Source organism: Nonomuraea turkmeniaca, from assembly GCF_005889735.1.
Classification (GTDB): domain Bacteria; phylum Actinomycetota; class Actinomycetes; order Streptosporangiales; family Streptosporangiaceae; genus Nonomuraea; species Nonomuraea turkmeniaca.
Genome location: NZ_VCKY01000249.1, coordinates 1 through 15,643 on the forward strand (window position 1 = coordinate 1; position 15,643 = coordinate 15,643).

At 70.9% G+C, this 15,643-nt stretch carries 17 protein-coding genes; 7 read left to right on the forward strand and 10 right to left on the reverse strand.

All coding sequences use genetic code 11. The annotated features are described in order from the left end of the window. The coding region (locus ETD86_RS44750) for a YigZ family protein (RefSeq protein ID WP_138672712.1) at positions 1-256 on the reverse strand (256 nt) is incomplete at its 3' end. 82 nt (positions 257-338) lie between these two features. On the opposite strand from ETD86_RS44750, the gene ETD86_RS44755 reads away from it, so the two are divergent. Beyond that, on the forward strand, positions 339-701 hold the full coding sequence (locus ETD86_RS44755) for a hypothetical protein (RefSeq protein WP_138672713.1): 363 nt from the start codon (positions 339-341) through the stop codon (positions 699-701). Here ETD86_RS44755 and ETD86_RS44760 read toward each other — a convergent pair. From ETD86_RS44760 to ETD86_RS44780, 5 genes are all read right to left on the reverse strand, one after another. After that, positions 676-1,923, reverse strand: coding sequence for an MFS transporter (locus ETD86_RS44760; protein WP_246149264.1), 1,248 nt, complete (start codon positions 1,921-1,923; stop codon positions 676-678). The two genes, ETD86_RS44755 and ETD86_RS44760, sit on opposite strands and share 26 nt — an antisense overlap. 56 nt (positions 1,924-1,979) lie before the next feature. After that, entirely contained in the window at positions 1,980-2,570 is a 591-nt protein-coding gene (locus ETD86_RS44765; RefSeq protein ID WP_138672714.1) for an ArsR/SmtB family transcription factor, read from the reverse strand. Between the two features lie 286 nt (positions 2,571-2,856). Beyond that, the gene (locus tag ETD86_RS44770) at positions 2,857-3,612 is read right to left on the reverse strand and encodes an ATP-binding cassette domain-containing protein (RefSeq protein WP_138672715.1); all 756 of its coding nucleotides are present in this window, start codon (positions 3,610-3,612) and stop codon (positions 2,857-2,859) included. After that, a complete protein-coding gene (locus tag ETD86_RS44775; RefSeq protein WP_138672716.1) occupies positions 3,609-4,640 on the reverse strand; it encodes an ABC transporter permease in 1,032 nt (343 codons plus the stop codon). Before ETD86_RS44775 ends, ETD86_RS44770 begins: the two co-directional genes overlap by 4 nt. After that, positions 4,637-5,614: a sugar ABC transporter substrate-binding protein gene (locus ETD86_RS44780; protein ID WP_138672717.1), complete on the reverse strand. Its 978-nt coding sequence runs from the start codon at positions 5,612-5,614 to the stop codon at positions 4,637-4,639. The genes ETD86_RS44775 and ETD86_RS44780 overlap by 4 nt, the downstream gene beginning before the upstream one ends. A 123-nt stretch (positions 5,615-5,737) precedes the next feature. Between ETD86_RS44780 and ETD86_RS44785 the strand changes: the two genes are divergently transcribed. The 4 genes from ETD86_RS44785 (at position 5,738) to ETD86_RS44795 (ending at position 8,216) form a co-directional block, all read left to right on the forward strand. Next, the gene (locus ETD86_RS44785; protein ID WP_246149262.1) at positions 5,738-6,976 is read left to right on the forward strand and encodes a phytase; all 1,239 of its coding nucleotides are present in this window, start codon (positions 5,738-5,740) and stop codon (positions 6,974-6,976) included. A 45-nt stretch (positions 6,977-7,021) separates the two neighbouring features. Continuing rightward, positions 7,022-7,189 (forward strand): hypothetical protein, encoded by a 168-nt coding sequence (locus ETD86_RS57565; protein ID WP_211370711.1) that lies wholly within the window; start codon positions 7,022-7,024, stop codon positions 7,187-7,189. Positions 7,190-7,242: 53 nt separating this feature from the next. Beyond that, positions 7,243-7,332, forward strand: a complete 90-nt coding sequence (locus tag ETD86_RS60390) for a hypothetical protein (RefSeq protein WP_425465697.1) — start codon at positions 7,243-7,245, stop codon at positions 7,330-7,332. Between the two features lie 98 nt (positions 7,333-7,430). Next, positions 7,431-8,216: a dienelactone hydrolase family protein gene (locus tag ETD86_RS44795; protein ID WP_138672719.1), complete on the forward strand. Its 786-nt coding sequence runs from the start codon at positions 7,431-7,433 to the stop codon at positions 8,214-8,216. On the opposite strand, the gene ETD86_RS57570 is transcribed toward ETD86_RS44795, so the two are convergent. From ETD86_RS57570 to ETD86_RS44810, 3 genes are all read right to left on the reverse strand, one after another. Next, positions 8,213-8,713, reverse strand: a complete 501-nt coding sequence (locus tag ETD86_RS57570; RefSeq protein WP_211370712.1) for a helix-turn-helix domain-containing protein — start codon at positions 8,711-8,713, stop codon at positions 8,213-8,215. The genes ETD86_RS44795 and ETD86_RS57570 overlap by 4 nt on opposite strands. 539 nt (positions 8,714-9,252) lie before the next feature. Continuing rightward, positions 9,253-9,750 (reverse strand): pyridoxamine 5'-phosphate oxidase family protein, encoded by a 498-nt coding sequence (locus tag ETD86_RS44805; protein ID WP_138672720.1) that lies wholly within the window; start codon positions 9,748-9,750, stop codon positions 9,253-9,255. Further along, positions 9,747-10,106 (reverse strand): DoxX family protein, encoded by a 360-nt coding sequence (locus ETD86_RS44810; RefSeq protein ID WP_138672721.1) that lies wholly within the window; start codon positions 10,104-10,106, stop codon positions 9,747-9,749. The genes ETD86_RS44805 and ETD86_RS44810 overlap by 4 nt, the downstream gene beginning before the upstream one ends. Before the next feature lie 159 nt (positions 10,107-10,265). Here ETD86_RS44810 and ETD86_RS44815 point away from each other — a divergent pair, with 159 nt between their 5' ends. Together ETD86_RS44815 and ETD86_RS44820 are read left to right on the forward strand one after the other, a co-directional pair. After that, positions 10,266-13,043 (forward strand): ATP-binding protein, encoded by a 2,778-nt coding sequence (locus tag ETD86_RS44815; protein WP_170223603.1) that lies wholly within the window; start codon positions 10,266-10,268, stop codon positions 13,041-13,043. A 349-nt stretch (positions 13,044-13,392) separates the two neighbouring features. Then, positions 13,393-15,177 carry a polysaccharide lyase family 8 super-sandwich domain-containing protein gene (locus ETD86_RS44820; RefSeq protein ID WP_138672723.1) on the forward strand — a complete coding sequence of 595 codons (1,785 nt, stop codon included), beginning with the start codon at positions 13,393-13,395 and terminating at the stop codon, positions 15,175-15,177. Here ETD86_RS44820 and ETD86_RS44825 read toward each other — a convergent pair. After that, positions 15,153-15,365: a hypothetical protein gene (locus ETD86_RS44825; RefSeq protein WP_138672724.1), complete on the reverse strand. Its 213-nt coding sequence runs from the start codon at positions 15,363-15,365 to the stop codon at positions 15,153-15,155. The two genes, ETD86_RS44820 and ETD86_RS44825, sit on opposite strands and share 25 nt — an antisense overlap. Between the last annotated feature and the right edge of the window lie 278 nt (positions 15,366-15,643).

Genomic DNA, 15,643 nt, shown 5'->3' on the forward strand with positions numbered 1-15,643 from the left:
CCACCAGCGCCTGCACCATCGGCGTGCCCGCGGTGCCACCCGGCTCCCCGTCGTCGTCGCCCTTCTGGACGCGCTGCCCGATGACGTAGGCGGTGCAGTTGTGGGTGGCGTCGGCGTGCTCGCGCCGCCGCCCGGCGATGAACGCCGCCGCCTCCTCCACGCTCCGCGCGGGCGCCACCGCGCACAGGAAGCGCGATCGCCGCACCTCGCTCTCGTGCTCGACGGCGGTGGTGAGGGTGAGGTACGGAGCAGGCACATCCGACAGGGTAATGCCGTCGCCACCGGAACCATCCGGGCTACCATCACGTTCATCCGGCAAGACCTCGGGGAGGGCCTCCATGGACACTGCGAACGACGTCATGCCCTTTGTCACCTCGGCGATCGGCGCCTACGGCGTGAGCGTGCTGGCCAAGACCAGCGAGCTGGCCGCCGGCACGCCGGTCGCCCGCGGCACCCGCATCCTGCAGCGCGTGTTCGGCCGCGGTGACGCCTACTCCAGAGCGGTGATCGAGGCCGTGGCCGAGGCCAAGCCCGACGACGGGCCCAGCCACGCGGCGTTGAAGTCCGCCATCTTGGCGGCCTTCCGTGCCGATCCCCACCTGGCGCGCGAGGTCGCCGCGATGTTGCCCCGGGTCGCGGTGACCGCATGGGGCGGCGATGACGGCGGCGTGCTCGTCACGGAGGGCGACGCGCCCCGCTGAGCCGAACAGGCTCGGGGGCTGCCGGTCCGTGGCCGCGGCGCCGGTCCATGTCGCGGGACGCGGGCAGCAGGCCCGTCAAGGTCGTGGTGAGCGCGTAGGCCACGCCGCAGGTCAGCAGCACCGGCGCCAACCCCGCGCCGGCCACCGCCGCCCCGGCCAGCACCCCGCCCAGGGGGATGCCGGCCCAGGCCAGTGAGCTCCCCAGGGCCTGCACCCGGCCCAGGAGGTGCCGGGGCACCCGCTCGTACGTGATGGCGCTCAGGATCGGGTTCAGGAACCCGGCGGAGAACCCGCTCACGGCGAACACCACCACCATTCCCCACACCGGCGCGTCCACGGCCAGAATGACGAACTTCGGCGGCCCGGCCAGCAGGAACGCCACGAAGAACACCGGCCTGCGCCGCATCCGGTGCGCCACCGCCGCGGCCACCAGACTGCCCCCGACCGCGGTCAGCCCCATCACGCTGCCGTTCAGCCCGAGGACGGCGGGCCCGTGGCCGGACTCCTTCGCCCACACGGGCGCGAGCACCTGGCCGTAGGCCGCGTCCAGCAGGTTCGTGACGCCGACCATGACGATCATGGCCAGCAGCAGCCGCTCGCCACGCAGGAACGCGAAGCCCTGGCCGAACCGCCGCCAGTACCCCTCGTGCTTTTCCCGCCCCGGCGCGCGCTGTCCCATGCCGCGCGGCAGCGCCCACGCCACCATCACCGACCCGAGGACGAAACACGCGGCGCTGATGCCCAGCACCGTCAGCGCCCCCAGCACCGCCACCATCGCGCCGCCCACCGCGGGCGCCACGGTCTGGGCGAGCCGATCGGTCACCCCCATGAGGCCGGCGGCCCGCTCCAGCGGCACCCGCGCCCGCTCGGCCGCCTCCGGAACCATGATCTCCTTGGCCAGGTCCCCCGGCCCGCGAGCCGCCCCGATGACCGCGACCAGCCCGGCCAGCACGGCCATCGACAGGAGCCCGAGGGAGTGCAGCAGGACCACCGCCCCGGCCGCCGCGGCGCTCACCACGTCGGCGGCCCACGAGATCCGCCGCGGTCCCACCCGATCGACCAGCGGCCCGGCCAGCAGCTTGACCAGCACGTACGGGGTCATCTCCGCGAACGCCACGACCCCTGTCCACACCGCGCTGCCCGTGGTCGTCAGCACGAACCAGGGCAGCGCGATGGCCGACACCCGCGTGCCGGTCATCGCCACGGCCATGGCCGCGAGCACCCCGCCCAACGGCCGTAAGGATCCGCGCAACGTCCGTAAGGACCCGCTCCGCCCCATCATGTCTCCTCGGGCACGTCGAATTCGGGGAGGAGTTGCGTGATCAACGAGACCCGCACCGCGCCGTCAGGCGCCTCCTCGCCCTCCGCGTCGGGCCGGTACCGCGCGATCACCTCGCCCAGTTCCTCGCGCAGCCGCCCCCCTTCCTCCGCCGTGAGCCGCAGCGAGAAGGAGCTGAGGTCGAACACCTGCCGCCACGGCCGCGGCATGGTCTGCAGCTCGTTGAGTGCCTGCTGCGTGCGCAGGTTGTACAGGGCGGCGATGGACTGCATGTACGCCAGCACCGCCTCCGGCTCCCGATCCGACAGCCCCTCTTCGTCAGTGAGCCGGGTCACGCGGTGAACCGAGCGCCACCAGCGCTCCCGCGCGTTACCGCGCTCGGTGTCCTCCTCGACGAACCCGGCCGCGCCGAGCCGGCGCAGGTGGTAGCTGGCCGTGCCGGAGTTCACGCCCAGCCGCTCGGCCAGCCGGGTCGCGGTGGACGGGCCGTGCTTGCGCAGCAGGTCGACGAGTTGCACGCGGACAGGGTGGGCGAGGGCTCGCAGCCCTTTGGCGTCGAGGACGACCACGCTCTCACGGGGATCGGTCATACCTCGAAGGCTAAACCGCAAACAGTTCTTCGCAAAGAGTTGTTCGCGAAGAACTGTTTGCAATACGGGTCAGGGGCGACGTTCGCTCGGGGTTACCCAGACATGGCACGGGCCCGGAGGACGCGCTCCTCCGGGCCTCGACGTGCCCCGGGTAATAATGGTCCATCCAGCAACAGGCCGGACGCCTTTACTTTGTAGATCAAAGTGTCCTCCCCGGCTTCTTGCGTCAGCCCTGTTCCTACCGCGGAGCACGTCCGGGGTATCGCCCGAAACCCTCAAATTCCGGTCATTGTCGTTTCAGCTCGTGCGCCAGCTCCTCCAGCTCCGCCCCGCCCGCCATGAGCGCTGTCAGCGCCTGCGGGGTGATGTCGGCCTTGGCGTACTCGCCCATGCTGGTCCCCCGGTTGAGCAGCAGGAACCGGTCGCCCACCGGGTAGGCGTGGTGCGGGTTGTGGGTGATGAAGACCACGCCGAGCCCGCGGTCGCGGGCCCGGGCGATGTAGCGCAGCACCACGCCCGCCTGCTTGACGCCCAGCGCCGAGGTGGGCTCGTCGAGGATGAGGACGCGGGCGCCGAAGTGGACGGCGCGGGCGATGGCCACCGACTGGCGTTCGCCGCCGGACAGCGTGCCGACCGGCTGGTCGACGTCGCGGATGTCGATGCCCATCGCCCGCAGCTCCTCGCGGGCCACCCGGCGGGCCTTGGCCACGTCGAAGGCCAGCCCCTTGGTCGGTTCGGACCCCAGGAAGAAGTTCCGCCAGACCGACATGAGCGGGATCATCGCCAGGTCCTGGTAGACGGTGGCGATGCCGCGGTCGAGCGCGTCACGCGGGCTGGAGAAGCGCACCTCGGCGCCGTCCACGAGCAGCGCGCCCGCGTCGTGCTGGTGCACCCCGGCCAGGATCTTGATGAGCGTGGACTTGCCCGCGCCGTTGTCGCCCAGCACGCACACGACCTGCCCGGCCGCCACGCCCATCGACACGTCGCGCAGCGCCAGCACCGAGCCGAACGTCTTGCCGATGCCCCGGGTCTCGAGAATCAATGCCGCACCTCCTCGGCGTAGCGCCGGACCAGGCGATTGGCCAGCGTCGCCAGCAGCAACATCCCGCCCAGGAAGAACGTGAACCAGTCGGCGTCCCAGCCCAGGAACACGATGCCCTTGTCGGCCATGCCGAAGATGACCGCGCCGATGGCGGCCCCGATGGCGGAGCCGTACCCGCCGGTCAGGAGGCAGCCGCCGATCACCGCGGCGATGATGTAGATGAACTCCTGCCCGATGCCGATGTTGGCCTGCACGGAGGTGTAACGCAGCGCCAGGATCGAGCCGACCAGCCAGGCCGCGAACGCCGTCGTCATGAACAACGCGATCTTCGTACGGGCGGCCGGCACGCCGACCGCGCGGGCGGCCTGCTCGTTGCCGCCCACCGCGAAGATCCAGTTGCCGGCCTTGGACCGCATGAGCACCCAGGTGGCCACCGCGGTGACCAGGACCCACCACAGGATCGCCACCCGGAACGACGTCCCGCCGACCTGGATCGTGCCGGCGAGAATCGTGTTCGCGCCCTCGAACCCGGAGGCCCGGCGCAGGCCGCTGACCTGCACCGTCCCCGTGATGGCCTTGGTGACGCCGAGGTTGACCCCCTGCAGCATCAGGAACGTGCCGAGCGTGACGATGAAGCTGGGCAACTTGGTCCGCGTCACGACCAGCCCGTTGGCGAGGCCGACGGCCAGCGCCACCACCAGGCCCACGAGCATGGCGAGCCAGACGTTGAACCCGAAGCGGGTGGCCAGGGTGACCAGGATCAGGCCGCTCGTGCCGGTCAGCACACCGGCCGACAGGTCGAACTCGCCGCCGATCATCAGCAGCGCGACCGCGACCGCCATGATGCCGAGCGTGGCGGCCGGGTCGAGCCAGTTCGCGATGCCGTCCGGCGACCGGAACACCGGCGACTGGGCGGCGAAGAACGCGAACACCACGACCATGCCGACGACCGCGCCCAGCTCGGGCCGGATCAGCAGGCGGCGGGCCAGCCCGACATGGGCGACCCGCTCGTCGGCCGCAACCGTCATCGGGTACCCGCCTCGGCCAGCTTGGCCACCTGGTCGGCGTTGTCCTTGGTCACGAACCCCGGCCCGGTGTTGACGGGCAGGCCGCCGCCGACGGTGTTGAGGTTCGCCTTGTAGAGGTTGAGGAACGTGATCGGCAGGTAGCCCTGCAGGTACTGCTGCTGGTCCACGGCGAACAGGACCTCGTCCGCCTTGATCGCCTCCACGACGTCGGCCGACAGGTCGAACGTGGCGAGCTTGGCCTGCGATCCCGAGTCCTTGATCGCGTCCCTGGCGGCGACCGCCACGGCCGGGTTGAGCGACAGCACGCCGTTGACCTGCTGGTCCGACTGCAGCTTGGCGGTGACCTTGGAGGTCACGTCGGCCAGGTTGCTCACGTCCACCTGCAGCCGCTCGACGGTCCCGCCCAGCGTCTCCTCCGCTCCCTTGCACCGCTGGTCGAGCCCGACGTTGCCGGCCTCGTGGATGACGCACAGCAGCTTGGTGACGCCGGCGGCCTTGAGCTGCTCGCCGGCGCCGCGCCCGGCCACGTCCTCGGACTGGCCGACGTGGGTGACCGCGCCGAACGCCTTGGAGGAGTCGGCGCCGGAGTTGACGGTCACCACCGGGATCTTGGCGGTGACGGCCTTGCCGATGGCCTCCTTCAGCGCGTCGGGGTTGGCCATGGAGACCACGATGCCGTCCACCTTCCCGGAGACGGCCTGGTCGATGAGCTGGGACTGTTTGGCGGGGTCGCCGTCGCCCTGATACGTGACGCTCACCCCGTACTGTTTGCCCGCGGCTTCGGCGCCGTTCTTGACCACGTCCCAGAAGGAGTCGCCGGGCGCCCCGTGGGTGATGACGGCGAACCGGGCGCCGCCTGCTTGCGGGGCCGCGGACGATGCGGGCGGGGCGCTCTGCGCGGTCTGTCCTCCGGAGGAGCAGCCGGTCACGGCGAGAGCGCCGAGCAGGGCCAGCACGATCGGGGTACGTCTCATAGGACACCTCCAAGACCAACGGACTTGGCCTGGTTGTACCCCAATGTCAACTCTTTGTATAGACATAAGGACGAATACCGCCACCCTTCGTTCACACGAGGCGGCGACCGTACGGAGGTGCTTGTGCGTCCACTCTTCGCCACAGTCCTGCTGCTGCTCACTCCCCTCTCCCCCGGCGTCGCGACCGTCCCGGCCGCCGCCGAGACCCCACCCCTGTACGACGACGAAGCCGGCGGCCACGCCAACGGCGACGACCCGGCGATCTGGGTGCATCCCACGCGCCCCGGCAAGAGCGTCGTGATCGCGACCGCCAAGGAAGGCGGCCTGTACGCCTATGCCTTGTCCGGCGCCCAGCTCCAGCACCTGCCCGCCCAGCCGCCTCCCGGTCCCGGTCACGAGCCGGGTCGCCTCAACAACGTCGACCTCGTCCACGGCTTCCGCCTGTCCACGGGCGCGAAGGTGGACCTGGCCGTCGCCTCCGACCGGGGCCGCGACCAGCTGCGCGTGTACGCCATCGACCCGGCCAAGGCGGCGGCCGGGCAGCCGCCGCTGACCGACGTCACCGATCCCGCGGTCCCGTTCGTCTTCAACACCACCCAGGAGGAGGTCGACGCGGCCGAGACCGCGTACGGCCTGGCCGTCACCGGCACGCAGGTGCTGGTCAGCCGCCGCCACGAGACCACGCTCGGCCTCCTGGAGCTGACCGCCGCGCCGAACGGAAGGGTCACCTACCAGCGCGTCCGCACCCTCGCCCTCCCGTCGAGCTTCCCCCTCCCCGACGGCTCGGCTTGGACGCCGTGCCTGGAGCCGGGCGAGCTGCCGCAGGTCGAGGGCATGGTCGTGGACCGCGGCACGCTCTACGCCGCGCAGGAGGACGTCGGCATCTGGCGCCTGCGCGCCGACCTGACCGGCAGGCCGGTCCTGATGGACCGCGTCAAGGAGTACGGCCGCCAGGACACCTACGACCCGGCGACCGAGGAGTGCGTGCCCGGCCACGACCGTGGCTACGGCGGAGAGCACCTGGCGGCCGACGCCGAGGGCCTGACGGTCTACGAGACGGGCCGCGACAGCGGCTACCTGCTGGCCTCCAGCCAGGGCGACGACACCTTCGCCGTCTACGACCGCGCCGGCCGCAACGCCTACCTCGGCCAGTTCCGGGTGGGCCCGGGCGGCCGCGCCGACGGCGCCGAGGCCAGCGACGGCGCGATGGCCACCAGCGCCCCGCTCGGCCACGCCTTCCCCGAGGGCCTGCTGGTCGTGCACGACGGCGCCGACAGCCCGCCGGACGGGGACCGCGAGGTCACCAATTTCAAGTTCGTGGACTGGCGGAAGGTGGCTGTTGACCTGCGTCGGGGCGTGTGACGTAGGAGTTCGAGCAGCTGATCTAGAGGGTGGCGGGCAGAGCCGATGGCAGTGCCGACGATGACGCCAGCACAACGGGCGAAGGCCTTGGAAAAGGCGGCCGAGGCTCGCACGGCACGTAGCGCGCTGCTGGCCGGGGTGAAGTCCGGTACGACCAGCGTCGCGGAGGTGTTCGGCCGTAGCCGGGAGGAACTGGTGAAGAAGCCCGGGTAGCGCAGGTCCTTCGCGCGGTTCCTGGTTACGGGCCGGCGAGGGTCGCGGCGCTGATGGCCGTGCCGGCGGTGGCTGAGAAGCACCGGATCTGCGGACTGAGCGAGCAACAGCGGGAGCGCCTGCTGCGGGAGCTGGCCGGATGATCGCCGAAGATCAGCCGAGCGTGGGCCTCATCTGCACCGGCCCGGCCGCCCGGATAATTGACTCGCCTCGTCAGCGGGAATGCCGATGTAATCCCGCTATGCGCATCACCTCAGAAACGTTCGCTGACGGCATCCGCGAACAGCTCTTCACTATCGGAGACATCCCTGGGGTGCTCTGGACGCCCGCCGAGGGCTCCGGTCCCCGTCCACTGGTCTTGATCGGACACGGCGGCGGCCAGCACAAGAAGGGATGGGAGGTCGTCTCCCGGGCCTTCCCCTACGTCACCTCCTGCGGCTTCGCGGTCGCCGCGATCGACGCGCCAGGTACCGGCGACAGACCGGAGCACCCGCAGATCCGGCGGCTCGTCGCGCTCATCCAGGAACGAGAGGCCGCGGGCGAGCCCTTCGGCCCGGCGTGGCCCGCCCTCAACGAAACCGTGGCGGCGCAGCTCATACCCGACTGGCAGACCACCCTGGACGCGCTCCAGAAACTGGACTCCGTCGGCGACAGCCAGCCCGTCGGGTACTACGGCCTGTCCCAGGCCGGTGAGATGGGCATCCGCCTCGTCACGGCCGAACCTCGGATCACAGCTGCGGTCCTCGGCCTCATCGGAAGCGAGTGGCTCACCGACACCGCGGCGCGGATCACGATCCCGGTCGAGTTCGTGCTGCAGTGGGACGATGAAGGCAATCCGCGGGACTCCGTCATGAAGCTGTTCGACGCACTCGGCTCCGCCGAGAAGACCCTGCACGCCAACCCTGGCAGCCACTTTCGAGTCCCGACCTTCGAAATCGACAGCTCGATCCGATTCTTCGCCCGGCACCTGGGTAGCCCTGGCACCGCACCACTTCCGCCGCTAGATCCTTGGGGTCGGAATTCTTAACACATGAGCCCGAAGTGGGACAGGTTGTGAAGCTGGTCGGGTGGTTGAGCAGGCGGCCGGGCCGAGTCGGGCTCGGGTGATGAAGTCCTTCGACGTGGCGGTCGATGGTGGCGAGGGCGTGGCGGAGGCCGGGAGGGGCGTGTGGCTGGTCGGCAGCGGCAGTGGGCGTAATAGCCGATTGTATGCTTGCTGTAGAAGATGGCGATGCGCTGGCCGTCTGGGGTCAGGACGTAGGTGTGGCTGTGTCCGAGGCGGCGGATGAGGCCTTTGCCGGCCAGGCGGCGCAGGTCGTAGGTCATCTGGCTGGCGGTGTAGGGCGTGCCGAGCAGCCGGGTTACCAAGCCGCGAAGGGTCTTGTTGGTGAAACCGGTGACGGCGAACAGCGACAGGCTTAGGGCGCCGGTCAGGGCCATGACCCCGCCCAGGACCGCGCCGGTGTTCTTGATGTACTCCTCTTCCACGCCGTCGCGGCCGGTGATCCCGGTCAGCCAGTCCATGGCGTGATTCGGGCCCGCCACGAACCCGTCCAGACATGCTGAAGTGAAGTAGCACTTTCCCGCCTGCGGTCTGCGGCTCGGGGTCGTTCATTGTGTCGCCTCCTGCGATCTGCTTGCGTTCTGTGACTTTGTCGAAGAGAGATGGATCCGCCTGTCGCTCGACCAGGGTCAGGGTCCGGTGAGTTCGGAGGAAACACGCTTCGGCGTGTCGCGATCAGCGACCTGTCCCAGGATCTCGGCGGCGCGGCGCTCGCCAAGGGCTCGGGCGAGTACGGCGCGGATCCGGCGCGTTCTTCGGCCTTCGCGATCGCCTGGGCCACATCGTCGACGACGTGGTACGACGCCTCAGGGGGCCACCCGCCGGGCTGGGGCCGGTGCGATACCACGACCACGTGGTCGCCCGTCGGAGACCTGCCCTCCCAGCCGTCGGTGATGTCGAACAGGTGACGCCCGATCACCATCCCCCGATTCTCGCCCAGGTCGGCTTGACGTCGCCGCCACCGACCCCGACGCCACCCACGACTTCGGCCTGCTGCCGGTCACCTGATGTCGGCGTCAGGTAGTAGCACGTGGGTGCGGTGGTCGAAGGCCTGTCCGTGCGGCGCGCAGGCAGTACCGGGCTCGCGCGGGCACAGCGCCCAGTGCCGAGTGACGCGCGCCCGGTAGAGGCGGTACGGCGCGGGCGGACGCAACCGATCGGGCGGGAACGCCCAGCCACCACGTTCGGGATCTCCCGGATAGACCGAAAGCCACCGGTCGAGGTCGGTCTCCTCGGCCGCGCTCGCCGCCATGTACACCGCCTGCCCGCTGCCGGGCTCCACCTGGGAGTCGAAGACCACGATGCTGACCTCGGGGCGCTCGGCGATGTTGCGCGAGTGGGCCGCCCCCGGCGAGGAGATCCACAGGAAGTCCCGGTAGCCGTCGTGCGCGAAGTAGACCGGTGTGACCCACGGGCTTCCCATCCCGTCGGCCGTGCCGAGTGTGAGGTAGCGATTGGCGTCGATGATCGTCCGTACCGTGTCGGCGAGCGCGCTCATCGCCGGCCCCACGCGATCAGCCCGGCCACCGTACCGAGAGCTAGGGGCAGCCACGGGTCCGCGTGCAGGATCGCGACACTCGTGACGACGGCGCCGGCCATCAGGCCGACCAGGCCCAGCGCCGCCATCCGGCACAGGCGCGGCACGAGCAGGCCGATCGCGGCGGCGATCTCCAGCGCTCCCACCAGGTAGCGGAACCACTGGCCGGCGCCGATGGCCTCGAACAGGCCCACGCTCGCCGGGTCTCCGGCGAGCTTGACCGCGCCGGCCATCGCGAACTGGACGGCGAGCACTACCTGCCCCGCCCACAACAGGACCTTGGCCCGGGGCCGGATGCGGTTGATCGCAGTAGTCATCGGTGACCTCCGAAATCTCGTGGTGATGTCGACGTCACCACCTTGCGCCCGACCGGTTGCCGCGCTGAACCGTGGCGACCACCGAAGCATTACCGAAGCACCGCCGAGCGACCGCGCACCCGCTACCGGCCGCACCGGCGGATGCGCCATCCTGGGGTGATGGAAGGCGAGATCTCCCCGAGGGAAGCCGAGGTCCTGGCAGCTGTCGGTAAGCACCTGTCCAACGCGCAGATCGCCGGCCGCCTGCAGCTTTCGGTGCGGACCGTGGAAAGCCACGTGGCGTCCCTTCTGCGCAAGTACGGCGTCGCCGACCGGCGGGCCCTCGCGGCGCACGCCGCTCTCCGGGCCGTCCGGCCAGGCGAGATCAGCCGCTTGCCCGCCGGCCGTACGAGCTTCATCGGCAGAGGCGACGAGCGCGACGCCGCCCTCACCGCGCTGGCGGAGTCGCGCCTGGTCACGCTGCTCGGCCCGGGCGGGGTGGGCAAGACGCGGCTGGCGACGGTGGTGGCCGACGCGTATCCCGACGGCGGCGCGTTCGTCGACCTGGTCCCGGCCCGCGCCGGGCATGTCGTCCAGGCGCTGGCCGCCGCGCTCGGGGTGTCGGAGCGCCCGCCGAGGCCGCTTGAGCACACCGTGCTGGAACGGCTCGCCCCCGGACGGGCCCTGCTCGTCATGGACAACTGCGAGCACCTGATCGACGAGGCCGGCGCGCTGATCGACCGCGTCCTGTCCCGCTGCCCGGAGGTCCGCGTGCTGGCGACCACCAGGGAACGGCTGAGCGTGATGGGGGAACGGGTCATCACGATCTCTCCGCTTCCGCTGCACACCGACGCGCGCCGGCTGTTCCTCGACCGCGCACGTGCGATCGAGCCCGGCTTCGACGCCCCTCCCGAGCTCATCGACGACCTGTGCGCCAGACTCGACGGCATGCCGCTGGCCATCGAGTTGGCCGCGGCGCGCGCCGGATCCCTGGGTACGGCGGGGCTGCTGTCCGCGATCGAGGACCGGCCGCGCCTCCTGTCGGGCGGTCGGGGTCCGGATACACGTCACCGATCGCTGCGGGCGGTGCTCGGCTGGAGCCACGAGCTGCTGGACGACGAGGAGCGGGCCGTGTTCCGGCGCCTGTCGATCTTCTCCGGCGCCTTCGACCTGGACGCCGCCGCGGCCGTCTGCCCGGGCATGCCGCTCGCGGAGGTGGCCGACGTGGTGGGACGGCTGGCCGACAAGAGCATGGTGGCCCGCCACGGCGACCGGTGGCGGCTGCTGGACACCGTACGCGCCTACGCCGGCGAGCAGCTCACCCTGTCGGCAGACCTGACCGCGACGCGCGCGGCACGATTGTCATGGGCGGCGAACACGGCGGCCCGCCTCGAAGAACTACCGGCCACATTCGACCGCGTGGCCGAAGAGCTGCGCGCGGCCCTGATGGAAGCCGACGATCGGCCCGAGTCGGGCGGGGCAGCGCACCGCCTTGCCCGGTCGCTGGCCCGGCTGACGTTCGGCAGAGGCGCGTTCACCGAGGCGCGAGCCCACTACGCGGCGGCCGCCCGGCATGCGGGCGACGTGGCCGAGGCGTTCCGTGACCTCCGGGACGCCGCTCAGGTCGCGGTGGGCGTGGCCGACGGAAGCGCCGCGTACGCGCTGATGATGGAGGCCGTCGCCCGCGCCCGCGAAGCCGTCCCGCCGCGCCCCGATCTGCTCACTGCGGCGCTCGCCCACGCGGTGATCATCGCAGTGCGCTACCGATCAGGGGCCGAGGAGTCCTGCAAACGCCAGGCCGACCTGCTGGCGGAAGCACTTCCCACGGCGGACCCGCACGCCTCTGCCCTCCTCCTGACCGCGCGCGCCTGGCACGAGACCGGAGTCGACCCTGCCCGTCAGGCTGTCGACGCCGCCCGCGCCACCGGCGACGACGTGCTGCTGCTCGGTGCCCTCGACGCCCTGGCCACCGCGACGGCCCAGGCTGGCAACACGCGCGAGGCGCACCGCATCGGCCAGGAACGACTCGGCCTCATCACCACCCTGCCCGCCGGCGACCCCGCGTCCACGGCGGAGACCATCGACGCCTTCCACGCCGCCAGCAGCGCCGCGATCGCTGTCGGCAACCTGCCCGCGGCGCGCACCATTCAGCAGCGGTCCCGGACGGAGGATCCCATCGGCGCTCACCCCTACATCGCGGCGCCGCGGCTCGTCCGGGTGCTGGCATTGACCGGCCGCTTCGACGAAGCCCTCGCACACGCGGAGACCATGTGGAACGGCTGGCGCGCCGACGGCTCCCCGCAGATGGCCTGGATGTCCTCCGCGGTGGCCATGGCCGCGTTGGTGCATGGACTGCGGCGATCCGACCGGTTCGAGCTCTGGCGTGCTCGGGCAACGGAGATGTCCGGCTGTTCCGACCCGGCCGACTCGCCCGACCTCGCAGCGTGCATGGCGTTCGTCGACGCCAGGACCGCCGTGCACACCGGCCGCTTCGACGATGCCGAGGCGCTGGTCGAGCGGGCGTTCGCCGACTTCGCCGAACCTTGGTGGGCGAACTACGCGCGGGCCGCGGGAGCCGAGCTCTCCGTAGCCGCCGGGCTGCCGGACCGCCGGGCTCGCCTCGCCGAGGCGGCACCCTTCGCGGCCCAGAACGACTGGGCCGCCGCCTGCCTGGCCCGTGCCGAGGCCGAGGACGCCGCCGCGCTGACTGCCGTCACGGCACGGTGGGAACGCATCGACGCGGTTTTCGAGCGAGCGTGCACCCTGGCCCTGATCCCGGCCCGCACGCCCGAGGCCAGCGCAGCCCTCCAAGCCCTGGCCACCCATGCCCCGGCCGCTCGCCTGAACCTTGCGGGCCAGGGAGGTGTGCTCCGGGCCGATGACGCCACCGGCCTGGGTGTGCAGGTGCTCGGAGGCGTCCAGGACGGTGACATTGGTCAGTCCGGCCTGGTGGAGTAACAGGGCCAGGGTGGGCCCGGTGATGGAGGCGCCGACGATGGCGATGGCCGGCTGGTCGCTGTCATGGATCGCGGATGGGCCGGCGGAGGCCGCGGTCGAGGCGTCGGGACGCGACGGGGTAAGGGGATAGCGGAACTCGCCCGCCCGGCCATCGCGGAGCACAGTGACGCGCAATGGCACAGGGGCGGGCGAGAGGCCGGTTGCGGGCGGGGTGCGCCGCCCGTGCCGCAGGCTGCGAAGCCGGAAGGGGGACACACGCCACTGGCTGAGCACCGCACGATGTGGCGCCCTTCAGCGTGCAGCCCGGGCCGCCGGGGCGCCCGATGAGTACGCCAAGCGTTTCAAGGCCATGGCGAAGGGGTGGATCGAGCGCAACAAGGCGCAGGATTTCTACGCCTATGCCTCCATACCGGCGATCTCGCTGGCCAAGGCGCTCCTGGAAGACTCCCTGGCTGCCCCCGGATCGGTGGCCAGCCATGTCTTCGCCGGCATGGATCGGGTGGTGCACCGACGCCCGACCTGGGCGTTCGCGATCAGCATGTCGTCCCGGCGGATCGCCGCGTACGAATCGATCAACGGCGAGAACCGCCGCGGATGGTATCTCGGCGAGGGCATGACATACCTCTACAACGACGACCTCGCCCAGTTCAACGACGCCTTTTGGCCGACGGTCGACCCGTACCGGCTGCCGGGCATCACCGTCGACACCATGCCCCGGCTCGACATGGGCGGCGGTCAGGGGTTGTACACCCCGAACGCCCAGTGGGTAGGTGGCGCCGCCCTCGACGAACGGTACGTCAGTGCCGGCATGAGCCACCAGGCCGACGGCAGCGAACTGGAGTCGAAGAAGTCCTGGTTCTGCCTCGACGACATGGTGGTCGCCCTCGGCGCCGGTATCAACGGCGGTGGCGAGTACTCGCGTCCCCCGGTCGCCGACGCGCGAGTCAACGGCGGGGCGCATGCCGGCACGAACTACGGCGACAGCCAATGGCTGCTGGTGAAGAACGACGCGAACCCGAGCCTCACCCGGGAATCCTTCTTACGGTTCGACCTCGGCGGGCTGCGGGCGGACGTCGCGTCCGCGCGGCTGGTGTTCCACGCCCAGGTCGTCGACTCCGGCGGCGACACCGCGACCGTGAACGTCCACGGCGCCGGTGACGGCTGGGAAGAGGACACCATCACCTGGGGCACCAAGCCGTCGATCGGATCACGGCTGGCCACGAGGCGCGCGACCGCGGCCGGCGGCTGGTTGTCGGTTGACGTGACCGACTACGTAAGTGGCCTCGCCGGCACCGGCCATGTGGACTTCGCGATCCTGCAGCCTGCGGGGCAGGGACTGTCGGTGCAGATCGGCAGCCGGGAGCACCGCACGCTCAGGCCCGTCCTGAGGTTCACGCTCGCCGAGCCAGTCGAAACCGTCGAGACGATCGTGGAGAATCGCCACCTGCACGCGGCCGGCACGAATGCGCTCACCGTAGATGGCACCGCCCAGCCGGTCAGCCAGGGCTGGTCGGCGAGGTTCCCGGACGCACGCTGGGCGCACCTGGAAGGCGTCGGCGGATACGTGTTCCCCGGCGGGGCGGAGCTGCACGCCTCGCGCGCGGAACGCACCGGCAGCTGGCGCGACATCAGCACCGGCACTGTGATCGGTGACCCGACGCCGATCATCCGGCGCTACCTGACCATGTGGTTCGACCACGGGGCCGCTCCGGACCAGGCGACGTACGCCTACGCCCTGCTGCCCGGCGCGACCGCCCAGCAGACCGCGGACCGCGCCGCGGACCTGGGCGTACGGATCGTGGCCAACAACGAAGAGCTGCAGGCGATCGAGGTGAACGAAGCCGACGGGACTCTGTTCTTCGGGAACTTCTGGGTGTCCGGCGACGGTGATGGGCTCACCACCGATGCCCCGGCCGCCGTCGTCGTCCGTCGCGCGGGCGGCCAGATTCGGGTCGCGGTGTCCGACCCGAAACGGACGGCGAGCACCGTCAAGGTCACCCTCCCATATCCGGCTTCAGCCGTGCTCTCCGCTGACTCGACGGTCACCGTCTCGACCGGGAATCGGCCCGTGGTCACCGTCAAGGCGGCCGGTTCGGCCGGCCGTTCCCATCAGGCGGTGCTGGCGGCCGGCTGACCGGAGCGGGGGACGATCCGCCTGTTCATGGCCCGGACGGCGGCCCGGCCGTTGAGCGAGTCGAGGCCATCGCGTTTGGCCTCGTACTCGAAGAACATGGTGTCGTCGAAGCGTTTCTGGCCGTGATGGCGGAACTGGCCGGTAGCCGCGAGTAGTTTGCTGATGCTGGGGATGACGCCCTCGGTCATCACCGCGTACTGGAACCCGAGCCGGTATTCCCCAGGGAACTCGTAAAGGCAGATCAGGCGGCAGATCGCCGCGTAGTCGTGTTCGGGGTCGAGGTGCTGGCCGTGGCCGATCTCCGCCCAGGCATCCCCGTGAATGCCGATGGCCGGGAGTCCTTGGCGGCGCGTTAGTCGATGAGCTCATCGGTGAAGGCGTTTGCGGCCGCGGACGGCCATGGAGGCGTAGGTGTAGTGGTCATGGTCGCCTCGCTCTCGAGCGCAGCTCGAGCAGGGTAGTGCGG